The organism is Amycolatopsis sp. NPDC047767 (assembly GCF_040704195.1).
GTDB lineage: Bacteria > Actinomycetota > Actinomycetes > Mycobacteriales > Pseudonocardiaceae > Amycolatopsis.
Map to the genome: position 1 here is coordinate 36,045 of NZ_JBEYSJ010000012.1, position 16,927 is coordinate 52,971.

The window sequence follows — 16,927 nt, forward strand, 5'->3', positions numbered from 1 at the left end:
GCGTCAGATCCGGCCCCGGCGCCGAGGGCACCTCGGAACGCACCCGGCTGGGATCGGGCAGCGTCAAGTCGTCTTCGTCGTCCTCAGCGCGATCCCGCGGAAAAAGCTCACGTGTCATACGTCCGGGATACTCCGTGACACCCTGGCCGCACCAGAGGTGTCACGCAGCCGGACGCGAACCCGTGCTGTCCGGGGTCGTGACGAGCGCGTCGAGCAGGGTGAGCAGCAGGCCGTCGCGCGTCGACCACGGACAGATCGCCATGCGTCCGCCCGCGATGGTCAGCAGCGCTTCCGCCACAACAGCGCCACCAAGCGCCTGCTGCGCCCGCTGGCGTGAGATGCCGGGCAACTCGGCCCGCTTCGCCGACGGCATCGCAGCCAGCCGCGGGATCCACACCCGCAAATCGTCGAGATACAGCTCCCGGTCCTTACCGGGGCGATCCCCCGCAAGCCGGGCCAGCTGACGCAGCACCTTCGAGCACCCGACCACCCGGTGGCCGGTGATGTGCTCGGCCGCATCCCCCAACGCGCCCGACACCTCCTCCAGCACGTGCTCGCGCAGCGCCCGGACCTTCTTGGACCGCACCGGCGGCTCGGCCGGCAGCCAGTCGCGCGTGACCGAGCGAGCCCCCAGCGGCAGCGAACGGGCGAAGTCGGCCTGCGAACCGCGCCCGGCCGACAGCTCCACCGTGCCGCCGCCGATGTCGAGCACCAGCAGCGGGCCCGCGGACGCGCCGTACCAGCGCCGGGCGCCCACGTAGGTCAGCTCGGCCTCGCGGCGCCCGGACAGGAACTGCAGCTCCACGCCGGTGTCGCGGCGGACGCGGCGCACCACTTCACGAGCGTTGGCCGCGTCGCGGATGGAAGACGTCGCCAGCGGGAACACGTCGCGCACGCCGTGCTCCTTCGCCACGGCCATGCCGCCGGCGACCGCCGCGGAGATGGCCGTGATGCCGCGCGGGCTCAGGCGGCAGTCGTCGTCGAGTTCGCGGTCGAGGCGCAGCCGGGTCTGGTGGCTCAGGGCGGGCTCCAGAGGTGTGCCCCCGGGCTCGAGTACGACAAGGCGGGCGCTGAACGAACCCACGTCCAGAACCCCTGCAGCCGGCCCCGCTATTTTGCGCACAGTCAGGCCTACCTCGCTTTCGCCTTCGCCGTCGTGTTCCCCCGGAAGACCTTTCCTACACCTGATGTGACCCATCAGAGGCGGATTTACGGTTTTCCCACCACAGCCGCCGAGTCCGAGGTGCGACTTCTTCACACCTTCGTATTACGACATGGTAAACCGAACGCCTGAGCGAGACGGATTCGTCCCGCTCACCGGCGCGTCGACCCAGGTCAGCCGATGATCTCCTTCAGCTTCGCCACCGCCTCGACCCGAGCCTCGCGGCCGGGCTGGAGTGGACTGACCACGAGCGTGGTCACCCCCGCTTCCGCGAACGCCGCCACCCGTTCCTTGACGTACGACGCGGGGCCCACGAGCGAGATCGCGCGCAGCAATTCCAGCGGCACAGCGGCCGCCGCCTCGTCCTTCTTGCCGTCGAGGTAGAGGTCCTGGATCCGGTTCGCCTCGGCCTCGAAGCCGTAGCGCTGGGCGAGGGTGTTGTAGAAGTTCTTGCCGCGCGCGCCCATCCCGCCGATGTAGAGCGCCAGGTGCGGCCGGACCTGGTCGAGCAGGTGCTCCACGTCGTCGCCGATCGCCAGCGCCGGGCCCGCGAACACGTCCAGCTCGCCCAGCGCCGGGTCGCGCTTGGCCTTGCCCTCGGCCAGCGCCTCGCCCCACACGTCGTTGGCCTTCTCGGGGTGGAAGAAGATCGGCTCCCAGCCCTCGGCCAGCTCCGCGGTCAGCGCGACGTTCTTCGGCCCCAGCGCCGCCAGCAGGATCGGGATCCGCTCGCGCACCGGGTGGTTGATCAGCTTCAGCGGCTTGCCCAGTCCCGTGCCCTGCTCCGGGGGCAGCGGGATGGTGTAGTGCTTGCCCTCGTGCACGACGCGCTCGCGCCGCCACACCTGCCGGCAGATCTCCACGATCTCGCGCGTGCGGGCCAGCGGCGCGTCGTACTTCACACCGTGGAAGCCCTCGATCACCTGCGGGCCCGACGCGCCCAGCCCCAGCGTGAACCGGCCGCCGGACACGAAGTCCAGGCCCGCCGCCGTCATCGCGGTGAGGCTCGGCGTGCGCGTGTAGATCTGGAAGATCCCGGACGCCAGCTGCACCCGCTCGGTCTTCGCCGCGAGGTAGCCCAGCTGGCTCACCGCGTCGAAGCTGTAGGCCTCGGGGACGAAGGCGATGTCGAGCCCGACCTTCTCCAGCTCGACGATGTCCGCCACGCTGTCGGCGAACCCGCCGGAGTAGTTGATGCCCGTCCCGATCCTCATCGCGCTCCTTCGTTCCCACGGCTCAGCGCACCGGCCTGGCTAAGCGTGCGCTTAGCCTAGCGACGCGCGCCCCGATGGGCCACCACCGGCACGATCACCCCGGCTCGGACCGGCAGCCGACGATCCGCAGGGCGAACGTGCCGTAGAGCGCGGCCACCTCGGCCGCGGTGTAGTGGCCGTCCGGGTGGAACCAGGCCTTCGCGTTGTTGCCCATCTCCAGGATCGCGAACGAGGCCACCCGCGGTTCGGGCACGTCGAACAGGCCCTGCGCGCAGCCGCGGTCGACGATGGCGAGGATCTGCGCGCCGTAGGCATCGCGTTTGTCGATGATCGCCTGGCGCAGCGGCGGTTCGAGGTTGCGGATCTCGCTGTTGCAGACCGTGACCTCGGCGGGGTTCTCGAGGAAGTCCAGCACCGTCACCTCGGTGGCGCGCCGCAGCTGGTCCGCCAGGTCGGTCACGCCGTCGAGGGCGGTGGCGAGCGCGGCCAGGGCGCGGTCCATCGCCACGTCCATGATCCGGTAGAGGAGATCCTGCTTGGACGTGACGTGGTTGTAGAGGTTCGGCGCGGAGACCGCCAGGACCTGCGCGATGTCCTTCATCGAGGTGCCGCGGTAGCCCCGGCTCGCGAAGAGATCACGAGCGGCTTCGTGCACGGCGTGCGGCGAGACGGCCGTTGACTTGGTCACAGCTCCAGACTATCGTCCCTTTTCACCCATTAATGAACGTTAATTAACCATCGATCGGCGACGCCTGCCGATCGATCTCGCGAACGGCCGACTCCAGCCACAGCCACGCGGCCGCCCTCGCTCCTGAATGCCGACGCAGTCATCAGGTTCGGACGGCGCTCCCGCCGTCCCCAAAGCAACGAGGAGAGGTACATGGCGAGTGAGCTGACGCCGGACCGAGCACGAGGAACGTCGAGATCCGCGACCGCACAGGGTGCGCCCGGGGAGCCGTCGAACCGAGCACGTCCACCGATGCGGCGGGTCGCCCTGTCGGTGCTGATCGGCACGACCATCGAGTGGTACGACTTCCAGCTCTACGGGATCGCCGCCGCCCTGGTCATCGCCCCGCTGTACTTTCCGTCCGCGGACCCGCTCGCGGGCTCGTTGCTGGCGTTCTCCACCTTCGCGATCGGGTTCGGGGCGCGGCCGATCGGCGGCATCATCCTCGGCCACTTCGGCGACCGGATCGGCCGCAAGAAGATGCTGGTCCTGTCCCTGACCATGATGGGTTTCGCGACGTTCCTCATGGGCGTGCTGCCCACCTACGCGCAAGTGGGCGTGTGGGCGCCGATCCTCATGGTGCTCTTGCGCCTGGTGCAGGGTTTCGGAGTCGGTGGCGAATGGGGCGGCGCCGTGCTCACCGCCGTGGAGTACGCCTCGCCCCGCAAGCGCGGCCTCTACGGCAGCCTCCCCCAGATCGGCGTCCCGGCCGGGCTGGTGCTGTCCACCCTGGTGTTCCTGCTGGTTTCGCAGCTGCCCGAGCAGCAGTTCATGGCGTGGGGCTGGCGGATTCCGTTCCTCATCAGCATCGTGCTGGTGGCCGTGGGCCTCGTCGTGCGGCTGCAGCTGCGCGAGACACCGGTGTTCGAGAAGGTCCGGGAACGCAAGGAGGCGCAGCGCGCGCCGCTGATCACCGCGATCCGCGCGTACCCCGCGCAGATCCTGCTCGCCATCGGATCGATGATCAGCACCGGCGCCTACTACTACATCGTCAACACCTACGCCCTGAGCTACGCCACCTCGGCGAAAACGATGGACCGGGGCTCCTTGCTCACCGCCATCATGGTTTCCGGCGTGGTCGCGTGCGTGGCACTGCCGTACTTCGGCTCGATGAGCGAACGGTTCGGCCGGCGCCGCATGATCCTGATCGGCCTCGCCGCGATGGCGGCGTGGATCTACCCGACGATCCTCGCGGTCGCGAGCGGCAACTTCGCCGCTGTGCTGGGGGCTTACCTCGTGGGCGCGATCTTCTTCAGCATCAGCTACGGACCGCAGGCCACGTTCATCGTGGAGATGTTCGACGCCCGCGTGCGGTTCAGCGCCGCGTCGACCAGCTTCCAGATGGGCGTCCTGCTGGGTGGCGCGCTCGCCCCGATCATCGCGGCCGCCCTGGTCCGGGCCACCGGCTCGGTCGTCTCGGTGGCCGTCTACGTCTGCCTGGTGTCGCTGCTGTCGCTCGGCTGCGTGCTGGGCGTCAGCCGGGCGGCCCTGGCCCGAGGGAGTGCCGACCTCGACTCCGTGTGATCACTTCCATCCCCGATCACCTCGGAGTTCTCGGCTGCGCGGATCCACCCGCGCGCTCCGGGGGCCGTGCCCACGCGGGTGCGGCCCCTCGGAGTTTCCCCGGCTTGCTCCTCGGCCGTCCACGACGGGGACCCCACAACGGACCCTGCGGCCGGCCGGCGCGACGGGAGACGCCGGGGAGCAGCACGAGCCGGTGGGTGCGGCGCTCGCCGCGGCGTTCCCGGCTAGCTTGCTTCTCCGCGAGGGGCCGCCACGGGTCGTCGACCACCTCGGCCGGGTCGGTGCCCAGCTCTGCGGCGAGGCGGCCCCGGTGCTCGGACCACAGGCGCAGCCTGGTGGCGCGAACCAGCGCGCGGTCGTCGGTCGTGATGTCGACTTCCGTGACGTTGAAGAGCTCGTGCTCGTCGAGGTTCGCGGATCCGACGGTCAGCCACTCGTCGTCGACGATGCCGAGCTTCGCGTGGACGTACACCGAGGCGGCCCAATCGCCGTCGTGCGCGCGTGAGCCGGAAGTCCGCGCTCGCGTGCCACCCGGCGCCGTCGACCTGCGTCGCCTGTGTCTTCGGTTCCGGGCATGACCGCGACCGGTCAGGTCCGGCGCGCTCTGCCTAGCGCGGCACGACCCGGCCGGTCACCTCCCCGAAGCCGATCCGGGTGCCGGACGGCCCGGGTGCGGTGGCGCTGATCGAGACCTCGTCGCCGTCTTGCAGGAAGGTGCGCGTTTCGCCGTCGCCCAGGGGGAAGGGTTCGCGGCCGCCCCAGCTCAGTTCCAGGAGCGAACCGCGCTGTTCCTTGGCCGGGCCGGTGACGGTGCCCGACGCGTACAGGTCGCCGGTCCGCAGGCTGGCGCCGTTGACGGTGAGGTGCGCGAGCTGCTGTGGTGCGGTCCAGTACTGCGTGGCGAAGGGCGGGCTCGACACCAGGTGGCCGTTGATCCGGATCTCCAGCGCCAGGTCCAGCCCCCACGGCTCGGTCACCCGCAGGTACTCCAGCGGCTGCGGGTCCTGCGCCGGCTGCGGCACGCGCGCGTGCTCCAGCGCGGCCAGCGGCACGATCCACGGGGCAACCGACGTGGCGAACGACTTCCCGAGAAACGGTCCCAGCGGCTGCGACTCCCAGCCCTGGATGTCGCGCGCGGACCAGTCGTTGACCAGGCACACGCCGAACACGTGCGTCGCGAAGTCCTCGACCGGAACGGGCGTGCCCAGCGTCGACGGGGTGCCCACCACGAAGCCGACCTCGGCCTCGATGTCGAGCAGCTTCGACGGCCCGAACGACGGCTCCGTGGCCGTGCGCGGCTTGCGCTGCCCCGACGGCCGCACGACCGGCGTCCCCGACACCACGACCGTGCCGGCCCGGCCGTGGTAGCCGATCGGGAGGTGCTTCCAGTTCGGCATCAGCTCGTCGTCGGCGCCGCGGAAGATCTGCCCGGCGTTGATCGCGTGCTGCTCGCTCGAGTAGAAGTCCACGTAGTCCGCGACCTCGAAGGGCAGGTGGTTCGTGATCTCCGCGCGCGGCACGAGGTGCGGGCGCACCTGGTCGGCGTAGCGCCCGGCCGTGAGCCACTCGCGCACCTGCTCGCGCGCGTCGTGCCACGTCGCGGGTCCGGCCGCCAGCAGCGGGTTGAGCACGCCGCTCGTGAGCAGCTGCGCGAACGGCGCCGCCGCTTCCTCGGCCGCGGCCGACAAGTCGAGCACGTGCTCGCCCACCGCCACGCCGACGCGGCGTTCGGGCTCGCCACCGCGGGAGAACACGCCGTAGGGCAGGTTGTCGAGCCCGAAGTCCGTGTCCTCGGGCAGGTCGAGCCAGGTCACCGCGCGACCCCCGCCTGCCGGGCGGCGATCCACTCCGCCACGAGTGTGTCCAGTGTGGACAGTGGCAGGTTTCCGTTGCCCAGCACCACGTCGTGGAACTCGCGGATGTCGAAGTCCGCGCCCAGGGCCTCCTCGGCCGCGGCGCGGACGCGCTCGATCTCCAGGCGCCCCACCATGTAGCCGAGCGCCTGGCCCGGGTTCGCGACGTACCGGTCGATCTCCGCCTCGATCTCGATCCGCGCCATCGGCGTGTTGGCCACGGCGTAGTCCACGGCCTGCTGCCGCGTCCAGCCCAGCGCGTGCAAGCCGGTGTCGACCACGAGCCGCGCGGCGCGCATCGAGTCCTGCGTGAGCATGCCCAGGCGCGTGACGTCGTCGGAGTACAGGCCCATCTCCTCGGCGAGGCGCTCGGAGTAGAGGCCCCAGCCCTCGATGTAGGCGTTGAACGGCACCAGCCGCCGCAGCAGCGGCAGATCCGTGAGCTCCTGCGCGAACGAGAGCTGGAAGTGGTGCCCCGGCACGGCTTCGTGGAACGCGATCCCCTCGCTGGTGAACCGCGGCCGCGAGCTCGCCTCGTGGGTGTTGGCGTAGTACGTGCCCGGGCGCGAGCCGTCGAGCGACGCGGGCAGGTAGTAGGCGATGGTGCCGCTGGCCGCGTCGGCCTCGGGCACCGGCGCCACCACGCACTTCGCCGCGGGCACGCGCGAGAACCACTGCGGCGCAACGGCTTCCGCCCGCGTGATGGCGGCGCGGGCACCGGCCAGCAGCTCCTCGCCGTCGCGCCAGCGCAGCGCGGGATCGCTGCGCAGGTGCTCGAAGATCTCGGCGAGGTCCTCGGTGCCGAACACCCGCCCGCCCAGCTCGCGGTACTCCCCCGCCAGCTTCTCGGCGATCCGCAGGCCCGTGTCGTGCAGGTCCTGCGCCGTGCGGTCGGTGGTGGTCTCGGCGCGGATCAGGCCCTGGTACTTCTCCTGCCCGCCCGGCAGGTGCCCGATGCCCGGCTCGGTCTCGGGCTTGGCGACCGGCGCCACCTCGTCGGCCAGGAACGCGCGGTAGCGCGCGAACGCCGGACGCACGACCTCGGCCAGCAGCCGGTCGCGCTCCTCGGCGAACCCGGCGACCTCGACCGCCGGCGTGACCCGCAGCGGATCGGCGTCCCCGGCCGCGAGGTAGCGCTCGACGTACCCGATGCCCACGCGCACCAGGAAGTCCGGCGGCGCGAACCCGTCGGCCACGGTGGCGCGCTGGGCTTCGATCACGGCGTCGAGGTAGCCGCCGATGCCCGCGAGCCGGCGCAGGTAGCCCCGGGCCTTCTCCTCGTCCTCCGGCACCAGCGCGGAGAGGTTGGTGATCAGGTACAGCGCCGGCGAACTGAACCCGTCGCTCACGGCGAACCCGGCCAGCCGTGAGTCGAGCGTGTCGACGACGCCGCGGGCGCGGGCGATCACCACGTCGCGGGTCACGGCGTCCGTGGCCGAAAGGCGGGCCTGGTCGATCGCCTCCGCGCGATCGGCGAGGTCGGCGAAGCGGGTGCGGAAGCTGTCGGTCGCGGCGAGGCTCGGGTCGGGCAGCACACCGTGGTCGCCGGGCAGGCCGTACATCGTGCGCTCCAGCGGCGCGCGTTCGAACTCGAGCTCCAGCAGGTCCTCGGCCAGGCCCGCGACGGTGTCCCCGTGGCCGGCGACCCAGTCGGTGACCACCGTGTCGAGCACCGACAGCGGCAGCGCGCCGCCGGAGAGCACCACGTCGTGGAACGCGCGGACGTCGAACTCACTGCCCAGCCGGGTCTCGGCCGCGGCGCGGATCCGCTGGATCTCCAGGCGCCCCACCAGGTACGCGAGCGCCTGGCCCGGGTAGCCGATGTAGCGGTCGATCTCCGCCTCGATCTCCAGCCGGCCCATCGGCGTGTTCCCGACGAGGTAGTCGATGGCCTGCTGCCGGCTCCAGCCCAGCGCGTGCAGCCCGGTGTCGACCACGAGCCGCCCGGCGCGCATCGACTCGAGCGTGAGCATGCCGAGCAGCGAGACGTCGTCGGAGTACAGGCCCATTTCGTCGGCGAGGCGCTCGGTGTAGAGGCCCCAGCCCTCGACGTAGGCGTTGAAGTCGCCGAGGCGGCGCAGCAGCGGCAGGTCGGTGAGCCCGAGCGCGGTGCTCAGCTGGAAGTGGTGGCCCGGGATCGCCTCGTGGAACGCCGTGGCCTCGGCGGTGTGCCGGAACCGTTCGGTGGCCTCGTAGGTGTTCGCGAAGTAGGTACCCGGGCGCGAGCCGTCGACGGCCGGCGGCATGAAGTACGCGGGCGGCGCGCCGGGCGCGGAGTCCTCCGGCACGGCCTCGACCGTCCACGGCTGCGGCGGAATCGTGCCGAACCACTTCGGCGACTCGGCCGCCGCACGCGTGATGGCCGAGCGCGCGGTGTCGAGCAGCTCCTCGGCGCTCGTCCAGCGCAGCTTCGGGTCGGTGCGCAGCCGCTCGAAGATCTCCTGCAGGTCGCGCGTGCCGAACACGCGCTCGCCCAGCGCCTGGTATTGCTCCACCTGGCCCGCGATCACCGCGAGGCCGGTGTCGTGCAGCTCCTGCGGCGAGCGGTCGGTGGTGGTGTGCATGCGCGCGAGGCGTGTGTAGATCTCGTCCCCGCCGGGCAGCCACGACACGCCCGCGCGGTCGTCGGGCCGGCCGTGGGCGAGCACCTCGGCTTCGAGGAAGTCGCGGTACTCCTTGAACGCCGGGCGCACGACGTCGCGCAGCAGCTCCTCGCGCCGGCTCGCGAACGCCTCGTCCGGCGCCGGCTGGCGCAGCAGCGGGTCACCCGCCGGTTCGGCGAGGTACCGGTCGACGTGGGCGATCGCGCCCTTCACGAGCCGCTCGACGGGCACCAGCCCGGCCTCGATGCCTTCGCGGTGCCGCAGCGCGACCGCGCGCAGGAAAGCCGGGATCTCCGCCAGCCGGTCGAGGTGCACCGAGGACTTCTCCCCCGGCAGCACGGGCACCATCGGCAGCGCCGAGAGCAGCCCCGCCGCGGGCCCGACGAACAGGTCGGTCACGGTGAACTCGCCGAAGCGGCTGTCGATCAGGTCGAGCTTGCCCTCGATCGAGTTGATCACCACCTCGCGCGTGACGCGGTCCGTCGCGTCGAGCGCGCCGGCCTCGATCGCCCGCGTCCGTTCCAGCAGACCGGCGAGCCGCTCGCGGTACGCGGCTTCGGCGGCGGCGCTCGGGTCGCCGAGCCCCGGCGCGTCGGGCTTGATGCCCAGGATCGCGGCGGAGAGCGGTTCGAAGCCGAACATCTCGCCGACGAGCTCGTCGGCGAGATCTGTGACGACGGTCATGGGTGCGGACTCCCGGGGTTCGGTGGTGCCGTGCGATTCCGACCCTAATGGAGACCGGGGCGCCGGGGTGGCGTTCCGGCACGAGCGTCCCGTTCACCCATTGTGAACGGCGGATCCGCGCCGTTGCCGACACCCAGAGCCACCGAATCCGGGGCGCCGCCACCGGACCGGGCGATGCGGCCCGGCCTTGCCGCGCGCGGGCCGGCCCGGAAGGTAGCGTTCCCCGGGTGGCCGTGACCGATCCCGCCGATGTCCGCCTGCTCGCCGCCCTCGCCGAGCTGGGCAAAACGGCCGTGCACGACCTCGCCGCGAAGGTGAGCATGGACCCGCGTGAGGTCGCCTACCGCCTGGTTGCCTTGTCCGGCAGCGGGTTGCCGCTGCTCGTCGGCGTCGAGAGCGATCCCGCCGGGCTGCGCGCGGCGATCGCGGCCGCGCCGCCGTCGTGGCAGCAGGCCCCGCCGCCCTCGGGCCCGATGCCCGTCGCCGCACCCGGCGGACGGCCCGGCCCCGGCCTGCCGCCCGGCCCGGGCCCGGGGATGCCGCCGGGACAAGGGTTCCCGGCCGCGGCCCCGCCGAGCGCCCCCGTTCCGCGTCCCGGGAACGGACCCGGAACGCCGGGTGCGCCGTCCGTCCACGGTGGACCGTCGGGACCCGGGCCGGGCGTGCCGTCCGGCCCGTACGGCGTGTCTTCGGGACCCTATGGCGTGCCGTCGGGCCCGTACGCACCGCCGCCGCTCGACCCCGCGCTGAGCACGTGGGGCGTACCGCAGACGGCGTCCTGGGCGCGCGGCGACGAACCGCGCCGCGCGGGCCCGGCCGAGGGCAAGCGCGGCCGGATCGGCGAGACGCTCGCGACGCAGGGCCTCGAAGGCGAGCAGCTCACCGTGCAGCTGCTGGAGGTGCAGGACCCGGCCGACTACCTCTTCGGCGCCGCCGGCTACCGGCTCGACGCGGGCGAGCGGGCGGTGGTCGTGCACACCGAGATCACCAACCGCGGCAACGTGCCCTTCGCGTCGCTGCCCGACAATTACCTGGAGCTCGTCACAGCCGACGGCACGACGGTCGCCAAGGCGCCCGTGTCACTGACCTCCCGGCCGCCGCACAAGATCGGCGTGCGGCCGGGCGAGACGCTCGGCGGCCACACCGTCTACGTCATCCCGGACGCGACGCGCGTGGTCTCGGTGCGCTGGAGTCCCCGGCCGGAGCCGGACGACCGCACGCTGACCTGGGCCGTCGAGGGCTAGTAGCTCTCCTCGCGCAGGATCTCCAGCGCGCCGGCGAGGTCGTCGGGGTACTCGGCCTCGAACTCGACCCAGCGGCCGTCGGCCGGGTGCGCGAAGCCGAGGGTACGGGCGTGCAGCCACTGCCGCGTGAGCCCGAGGTGGCGCGCGAGCACCGGGTCGGCGCCGTAGGTCAGGTCGCCCACGCAGGGGTGGCGCAGCGCGGAGAAGTGCACGCGGATCTGGTGCGTGCGGCCCGTCTCGAGCTTCACGTGGGCCAGCGACGCGGCGCGGAACGCCTCCACCACCTCGTAGTGCGTCACGCTCGGGCGCCCGCCGGCGACGACGGCGAACTTGTAGTCGTGGCGCGGGTGCCGGTCGATCGGCGCGTCGATGGTGCCGCGCGTCGGGTCCGGGTGGCCCTGCACCACGGCGTGGTAGCCCTTGTCGACGGTGCGCTCCTTGAAGGCGCGCTTGAGCACCGTGTACGCGTGCTCGCTCTTGGCCACCACCATCACGCCGGTGGTGCCCGCGTCGAGCCGGTGCACCACGCCCTGGCGCTCGGCGGCGCCCGACGTCGAGATGCGCAGGCCCGCGGCGGCGAGCCCGCCGACGACCGTGGGCCCGGTCCAGCCGGGGCTCGGGTGCACCGCGACGCCCACGGGTTTGGAGATCACCACGATGTCGTCGTCGTCGTGGAGGATCTTCATGCCCTCCACGGGCTCGGCGATGACCTGGATCGGGGACTCCGGCTCCGGCAGCGTCACTTCCAGCAGGCCACCGGCGGTCAGGCGGTCGGACTTGCCGGCGGGCCGGCCGTCCACCAGCACGTCGCCGGCCTCGGCGAGCTCCGCCACCACCGTGCGGGACAGGCCCAGCAGCTTGGCGAGGCCGGCGTCGACACGCATGCCGTCGAGCCCGTCGGGGACGGGCAGCAGGCGCGCGGTCACGCGGTCTCCTTCTTGCTGTTCTTGTCGCGGGTCGAGGTGCCGTCGTAGTCCTTGCCCAGCAGCGACAGCAGGACGATGAGCACGCCGCCGACGCAGATCGCGGAGTCGGCGATGTTGAAGATCGCGAAACCCTCGCCGTTGGGGGCGAAGGCCGAGATGAAATCGATGACGTGACCGCGCAGCGGGCCGGGGGCCCGGAAGATGCGGTCGGTGAGGTTGCCGAGCGCGCCCGCGAGCACCAGGCCGAGGCCGATGGCCCAGCCGACGCTGCGCAGCCGCCGCGACAGCCAGATGATGGCGATCGCCACCGCGGCCGCGACCAGCGCGAACACCCACGTCATCCCGGAGGCCATCGAGAACGCGGCGCCGGAGTTGCGGATCACCTGCAGGTAGATCAGCCCGCCGAGAACGCGCACCGGCTCCTTGCCCTCGAGGTTGGCCGCCACGAGGTTCTTCGACACCAGGTCGATCACCCAGATCACGGCCGCGACCGCGAACACCAGCCCGACCCGGCGCTTGGGCAGCAGCACGGCCGCCTTCTCGGCGGCAGGCTCTTCGGGAGCCGCGTCGCCGGTCACCGCCGGTTCGGGGGCATCGGCGGGCTCAGCGCCTTCGGACAGGCCGTGTTCGGACGAGGAGGACTCGGTGCTCACGCCCCCATTGTCCACGCCCCGGGCTCACCCGGTCGCGGCGGCAGGCCGTGACCGCCACTTCGCCGGTCCGGCGACCACCGCGAACGCCGTCGCCAGCAGGATCGCGGCCGACAGCACGACCCCGCCGAGCCCGGGCAGCACCACGGCCGCGACCAGGGCGAAGACCACCGCGACCACCAGCACGACGACGCTGCGCTCGTACCACGCGAGCACCACCAGCCCCAGCGTCGCCAGCGCGGGTCCGCGCAGGTCCGCGCCGAGACCGAGCCAGCCGAACGCGGCCAGGTCCAGCACCGGCACGGCCAGCACACCACCGGCGACGAGGGCGGCGAACCGGCCGGTGCTCGGGGCCTTCCCGGCCCGCACGTACCCGGCCAGCACGAGTGCCACCACCACGGCGAGCGCGATCGGCCAGCCGAGCGCCGTCGCGTACGTCGACGGCGGCAGCGGCACCTGGTCCTGGGTGAGGAACTGCAGCCCTCCGGGGCCGGGGCCGGGGCCGGGGCCGGGGCCGGGGCCGAGGAGACCTCCGGGGACCCGGTGGACCGGGTCCGCATAGAGATCACCCTGCGCCCCGTGTTCGGCGGTCGCGAGCTGCACCGCCGCCAGGATCAGCTCGGCGAACCCCAGCGCCGCCAACGGAACCCAGAACCCCCACGCTCTCCCCATGCGGGGAGCCTAGCGAGCGCCTCAGGCGCAGAACGGAGGAAGCTCCCGCGGGTCCCCCACCGGCGCCCAGCGGCCGTCGACCTTCGTGTACTCCCAGCGGGCGCCGCGGGCGACGATCTGGCGCAGCGCGAGCACGAGCCGGTCCACGTGCTCCTCGGTGCTGCCCAGGCCGAGGCTCACGCGCACGGCCTGCTGCCCGTCGCGGCCGCATTCGCCGATGAGGCGCTTGGTGGCGACGTGGGCGCAGAACGCGCCGTCGCGCACGCCGATGCCGTACTCGGCCGAGAGGACCGCGGCGAGCCAGCCGGGTTCGAAGCCGTCGACGACGAAGCTCACGGTGCCCACGCGGTCCACGGCTGCGTCGAACAGGCGCAGCTCGGCGCAGCCGGGCACGCCGGCCAGGCCCTTGCGCAGCCGTTCCAGCAGCGTGGCCTCGTGCTCCCCCACGGCGGTCCAGTTCGCGGCCAGCTGCTCGCACGCGACGCCCAGCGCGTAGACCCCGACGGTGTTCGGCGAGCCGGCCTCGTGCCGTTCGGCGCCGGTGTTCCACACGACGGCGTCCTCGGTCACGAGCTTCGTCGCGCCCCCGCCGGCGAGGTACGGCTCGGCGGCGCGCAGCCAGTCGGACCGGCCGATGAGCGCGCCGGCGCCGAAGGGCGCGTAGAGCTTGTGCCCCGAGAGCGCGACGTAGTCGACGTCCAGCTCCCGCAGGGAGATCCGGCGGTGCGGCGCGAGCTGCGCGGCGTCCAGCGCCACGCGCGCGCCGTGTTTCCTTGCCACGGCGGCGATCTCGGCGACCGGCAGCAGCTCACCGGTCACGTTCGACGCGCCGGTCACCACCACGAGCCGCGGTCCTTCCGGGCAGGCGGCGAGTGCTTCGTCCACAACGGACACCGCGGCCAGGCGCGTGCGCGGCAGCGGCACGCGCCGCACATTCGGGCCACGCCAAGGCAGCAGGGCCGCGTGGTGCTCGGTGTCGAACACGACCACCGACGTGCGCCGCGGCAGCGAGCGGGCCAGCAGGTTGAAGGAATCCGTGGTGTTGCGCGTGAACACGACGGTGTCGGTGGCGCGCGCGTCGACGAACCGGCGCAGGATGTCGCGCGTGCGCTCGTAAAGCCGCGTCGACACCTGCGACGCGAAGCCGGCGCCGCGGTGCACGCTCGCGTACCAGGGCAGGAACTCGTCGACCGCGGAGCGGACCGCGTCGAGACACGGCGCGCTCGCCGCGTGGTCGAGGTTCGCGTAGCCGATCTCGCCGCCGGTCACCAGCGGCACCCGCAGCGCCGCCCCCGCGACGCCGGGAATCCCCTGTGCGGCAACGGTTTCGGTGTTTCCAGCGGTACGGTCCAGAGCGAGCGTCATGGCGGTGCCTCCTCGGCAGTCCGGGGGACCCCCGGCGAGGGGCCCGCGCTTGCCTGCCGCACAACGCGACCGGCCCGGTCTTCACCCGGGGCACCCCACCGCGGTAGGAGGGTTGCCGGCCAGCAAGCCGGGGCTGAACGCTGGCACTCATGACCTGTTGATGAAGGTAACCGAACGACGCCCCGTGACGCCAGAGGTGTCCCGTGAGCTGAGACGGCGCTCACAGACCGGCGATCACCGCCGCAGCGCGCGGAAGGCCTCCGTCTGCTCGCGGATCGCGCGCTCGGCCGGGAGCCGTTCGATCGAGGAAGCACCGAAGAAACCGACGATCCCTTCGGTGTGGTCGAGCACGTACTGCGCGTCTGCGGGTTCGGCGATCGGGCCGCCGTGGCACAGCACGAGCACGTCCGGGTTCACCCGCTTGGCCGCGTCGTGCATCGCCTGCACCCGGGTGACGGCCTCGTCGAGCGTGACCGCCGTCTGCGCGCCGATCGTGCCGCTGGTGGTGAGCCCGAGGTGCGGCACCAGCACATCGGCTCCCGCGCGGGTCATGTCGGCGGCCTGCTCGGGGTCGAAGACGTACGGCGCGGTCAGCAGATCGCGTTCGCGGGCCAGCGCGACGAGGTCGACCTCCAGGCCGTAACCCATGCCGGTCTCCTCGAGGTTCTGGCGGAACACGCCGTCGATCAGCCCGACCGTCGGGAAGTTCTGCACGCCCGCGAACCCCATCCGCTTGAGCTCGTCGAGGAACGGGCCCATCAGCCGGAACGGATCGGTGCCGTTGACGCCCGCCAGCACCGGCGTGTCGCGCACGACCGGGAGCACCTCGCGCGCCATGTCCACGACGATGCCGTTGGCGTCGCCGTAGGCCAGCAGCCCGGCGAGCGAGCCGCGGCCGGCCATGCGGTAGCGGCCGGAGTTGTAGATGATCAGCAGGTCGATGCCGCCGGCCTCGGCGGACTTGGCGGACAGGCCGGTGCCCGCGCCGCCGCCGATCACGGGCCGGCCTTGCGCCACCGCGGCGGTGAGCCGGGCCAGCGCTCGTTCGCGGTCCACGTCAGGACCTCCCTTCGCCGATGAGCCGGTGCAGTTCCCGGGCGGCGGCCGCGCCGAACCCGGCGTCGTTGATGGCCTCTTCGCGCCGCGTCACGATCGCGGTGCCACCGGAAAGCGCTTCAGTGAGGTGGGCGAACAGCTCGGCGTCCGCCGCCGGATCGTGGAACGGGCCGTCCGGAACGTCCACAGCGGACACTCCGCCGAGCGGCAGGAACACCGACACGGGCCCTTGTGCCGCCCGGAGTTTGCGCCCGAGCAGCGTGCCCAGCTCCGCGGATTCCTCCGCGGTGGTCCGCATCAGCGTGACAGTCGGGTTGTGCACCAACAGGTTTCGGCCCGCGAACCGCTCGGGCACGGTGTCGGCCGGGCCGAAGTTGACCATGTCGAGTGCGCCGACGCTGACCACCTGCGGCAGTCCCGCCCGCCCGGCCGCCTCCAGCCGGTGCGGGCCCGCGGAGAGCACCCCGCCGACGAGCTCGTCGGCCAGCTCCGTCGTGGTCAGGTCGAGCACACCGGCGAGCAGGCCGTCGGTCACGAGCTTCTCCATCGCCCGGCCGCCGGAGCCGGTCGCGTGGAACACGAGCACCTCGTAGCCGAGCCGTTCGAGCTCGGCGCGGGCCTCGTCCGCGGCGGGGGTGGTGACACCGAACATCGTCACCGCGACCACGGGCCGGTCGGTGGTCTCGCGGCCGGTGTCGTGGTGGCGGGCCATGGCGGCGATCGCCGCCGCCGCGTTGCCCAGCACGGTCTTCGACACCGAGTTGAGCCCGGCGATGTCGACCACGGAGTACATCAGCGTCACGTCGGTCTCGCCCACGTACGGGCGGACGTCGCCGGACGCCATGCTGGAGACCAGCAGCTTCGGCAGCCCCACCGGCAGCTCGCGCATCACCGCCGCCGCGATCGACGACCCGCCCGAGCCGCCGACCGCCAGCACAGCGTCGACCCGGCCCTCGTCGAACAGCCGCCGGACGGTCACCGCCGCACCGCGCGCCATCGTCTCCACGGCGTGCCCGCGGTCGCCTTCGAGGGAAGCGAGGTCGACGCCGGCGGCGCGGGCCACCTCCTCGGCGGGCACGTCGGCGCCGTCGGACGGGGACGACCCGGCGTCGACCAGCAGCGTGTGCACGCCGTCGATTTCGAGGCGGGTGCGCAGCCAGTCGTATTCGGCGTGTTTCGTGTCGAGGGTGCCGACGAGGCAGACCGTGGCCATGTCCGCCATCGTCGCCCCGCGGCAGGTGCGGCCG

General features: G+C 72.5%; 14 protein-coding genes and 1 riboswitch. Of the genes, 2 read left to right on the plus strand and 12 right to left on the minus strand.

Annotated elements, in window-relative coordinates; translation table 11 throughout:
* Positions 1–160 precede the first annotated feature (160 nt).
* The 3 genes from AB0878_RS22125 to AB0878_RS22135 all read right to left on the minus strand — a co-directional run bounded on the left by AB0878_RS22125 (position 161) and on the right by AB0878_RS22135 (position 3,064).
* Positions 161–1,123 carry an exopolyphosphatase gene (locus AB0878_RS22125; protein WP_366582136.1) on the minus strand — a complete coding sequence of 321 codons (963 nt, stop codon included), beginning with the start codon at positions 1,121–1,123 and terminating at the stop codon, positions 161–163.
* Between the two features lie 212 nt (positions 1,124–1,335).
* Positions 1,336–2,376: an LLM class F420-dependent oxidoreductase gene (locus AB0878_RS22130; RefSeq protein WP_366582137.1), complete on the minus strand. Its 1,041-nt coding sequence runs from the start codon at positions 2,374–2,376 to the stop codon at positions 1,336–1,338.
* A 94-nt stretch (positions 2,377–2,470) separates the two neighbouring features.
* The gene (locus AB0878_RS22135; protein ID WP_366582138.1) at positions 2,471–3,064 is read right to left on the minus strand and encodes a TetR/AcrR family transcriptional regulator; all 594 of its coding nucleotides are present in this window, start codon (positions 3,062–3,064) and stop codon (positions 2,471–2,473) included.
* A gap of 291 nt (positions 3,065–3,355) precedes the next feature.
* Here AB0878_RS22135 and AB0878_RS22140 point away from each other — a divergent pair, with 291 nt between their 5' ends.
* Positions 3,356–4,627 (plus strand): MFS transporter, encoded by a 1,272-nt coding sequence (locus tag AB0878_RS22140; RefSeq protein WP_366582139.1) that lies wholly within the window; start codon positions 3,356–3,358, stop codon positions 4,625–4,627.
* Positions 4,628–4,643: 16 nt separating this feature from the next.
* Here the strand turns inward: AB0878_RS22140 and AB0878_RS22145 are convergent, their stop codons facing one another.
* The 3 genes from AB0878_RS22145 to AB0878_RS22155 all read right to left on the minus strand — a co-directional run bounded on the left by AB0878_RS22145 (position 4,644) and on the right by AB0878_RS22155 (position 9,767).
* On the minus strand, positions 4,644–5,099 hold the full coding sequence (locus AB0878_RS22145) for a phospholipase D-like domain-containing protein (protein ID WP_366582140.1): 456 nt from the start codon (positions 5,097–5,099) through the stop codon (positions 4,644–4,646).
* A 136-nt stretch (positions 5,100–5,235) separates the two neighbouring features.
* Positions 5,236–6,441 (minus strand): fumarylacetoacetase, encoded by a 1,206-nt coding sequence (gene fahA / locus AB0878_RS22150; RefSeq protein ID WP_366582141.1) that lies wholly within the window; start codon positions 6,439–6,441, stop codon positions 5,236–5,238.
* Complete coding sequence (locus tag AB0878_RS22155) at positions 6,438–9,767, minus strand: DUF885 domain-containing protein (RefSeq protein ID WP_366582142.1); 3,330 nt, start codon at positions 9,765–9,767, stop codon at positions 6,438–6,440. The genes fahA and AB0878_RS22155 overlap by 4 nt, the downstream gene beginning before the upstream one ends.
* A gap of 227 nt (positions 9,768–9,994) precedes the next feature.
* Between AB0878_RS22155 and AB0878_RS22160 the strand changes: the two genes are divergently transcribed.
* A complete protein-coding gene (locus tag AB0878_RS22160; RefSeq protein WP_366582143.1) occupies positions 9,995–11,011 on the plus strand; it encodes an AsnC family protein in 1,017 nt (338 codons plus the stop codon).
* Here the strand turns inward: AB0878_RS22160 and AB0878_RS22165 are convergent.
* The 6 genes from AB0878_RS22165 to AB0878_RS22190 form a co-directional block, all read right to left on the minus strand.
* On the minus strand, positions 11,008–11,937 hold the full coding sequence (locus AB0878_RS22165; RefSeq protein WP_366582144.1) for an RluA family pseudouridine synthase: 930 nt from the start codon (positions 11,935–11,937) through the stop codon (positions 11,008–11,010). The two genes, AB0878_RS22160 and AB0878_RS22165, sit on opposite strands and share 4 nt — an antisense overlap.
* Complete coding sequence (gene lspA / locus AB0878_RS22170; RefSeq protein WP_366582321.1) at positions 11,934–12,515, minus strand: signal peptidase II; 582 nt, start codon at positions 12,513–12,515, stop codon at positions 11,934–11,936. The genes AB0878_RS22165 and lspA overlap by 4 nt, the downstream gene beginning before the upstream one ends.
* A gap of 99 nt (positions 12,516–12,614) precedes the next feature.
* Positions 12,615–13,259 carry a hypothetical protein gene (locus AB0878_RS22175; protein ID WP_366582145.1) on the minus strand — a complete coding sequence of 215 codons (645 nt, stop codon included), beginning with the start codon at positions 13,257–13,259 and terminating at the stop codon, positions 12,615–12,617.
* 21 nt (positions 13,260–13,280) lie between these two features.
* Positions 13,281–14,624, minus strand: coding sequence for an aminotransferase class V-fold PLP-dependent enzyme (locus tag AB0878_RS22180; protein ID WP_366582146.1), 1,344 nt, complete (start codon positions 14,622–14,624; stop codon positions 13,281–13,283).
* Between the two features lie 40 nt (positions 14,625–14,664).
* A riboswitch (SAM riboswitch) is annotated at positions 14,665–14,779 on the minus strand.
* Between the two features lie 79 nt (positions 14,780–14,858).
* A complete protein-coding gene (locus AB0878_RS22185; RefSeq protein ID WP_366582147.1) occupies positions 14,859–15,680 on the minus strand; it encodes a phosphoenolpyruvate hydrolase family protein in 822 nt (273 codons plus the stop codon).
* Between the two features lies 1 nt (position 15,681).
* Complete coding sequence (locus AB0878_RS22190) at positions 15,682–16,893, minus strand: Tm-1-like ATP-binding domain-containing protein (RefSeq protein WP_366582148.1); 1,212 nt, start codon at positions 16,891–16,893, stop codon at positions 15,682–15,684.
* Positions 16,894–16,927 lie beyond the last annotated feature (34 nt).

Coding starts and splice junctions, on each gene's coding strand:
- AB0878_RS22130 (WP_366582137.1), bottom strand. CDS start 2,376: ATGAGGATCGGGACGGGCATCAACTACTCCGGCGGGTTCGCCGACAGC.
- AB0878_RS22140 (WP_366582139.1), top strand. CDS start 3,356: ATGCGGCGGGTCGCCCTGTCGGTGCTGATCGGCACGACCATCGAGTGG.
- AB0878_RS22155 (WP_366582142.1), bottom strand. CDS start 9,767: ATGACCGTCGTCACAGATCTCGCCGACGAGCTCGTCGGCGAGATGTTC.
- AB0878_RS22175 (WP_366582145.1), bottom strand. CDS start 13,259: ATGGGGAGAGCGTGGGGGTTCTGGGTTCCGTTGGCGGCGCTGGGGTTC.
- AB0878_RS22180 (WP_366582146.1), bottom strand. CDS start 14,624: ATGACGCTCGCTCTGGACCGTACCGCTGGAAACACCGAAACCGTTGCC.
- AB0878_RS22190 (WP_366582148.1), bottom strand. CDS start 16,893: ATGGCCACGGTCTGCCTCGTCGGCACCCTCGACACGAAACACGCCGAA.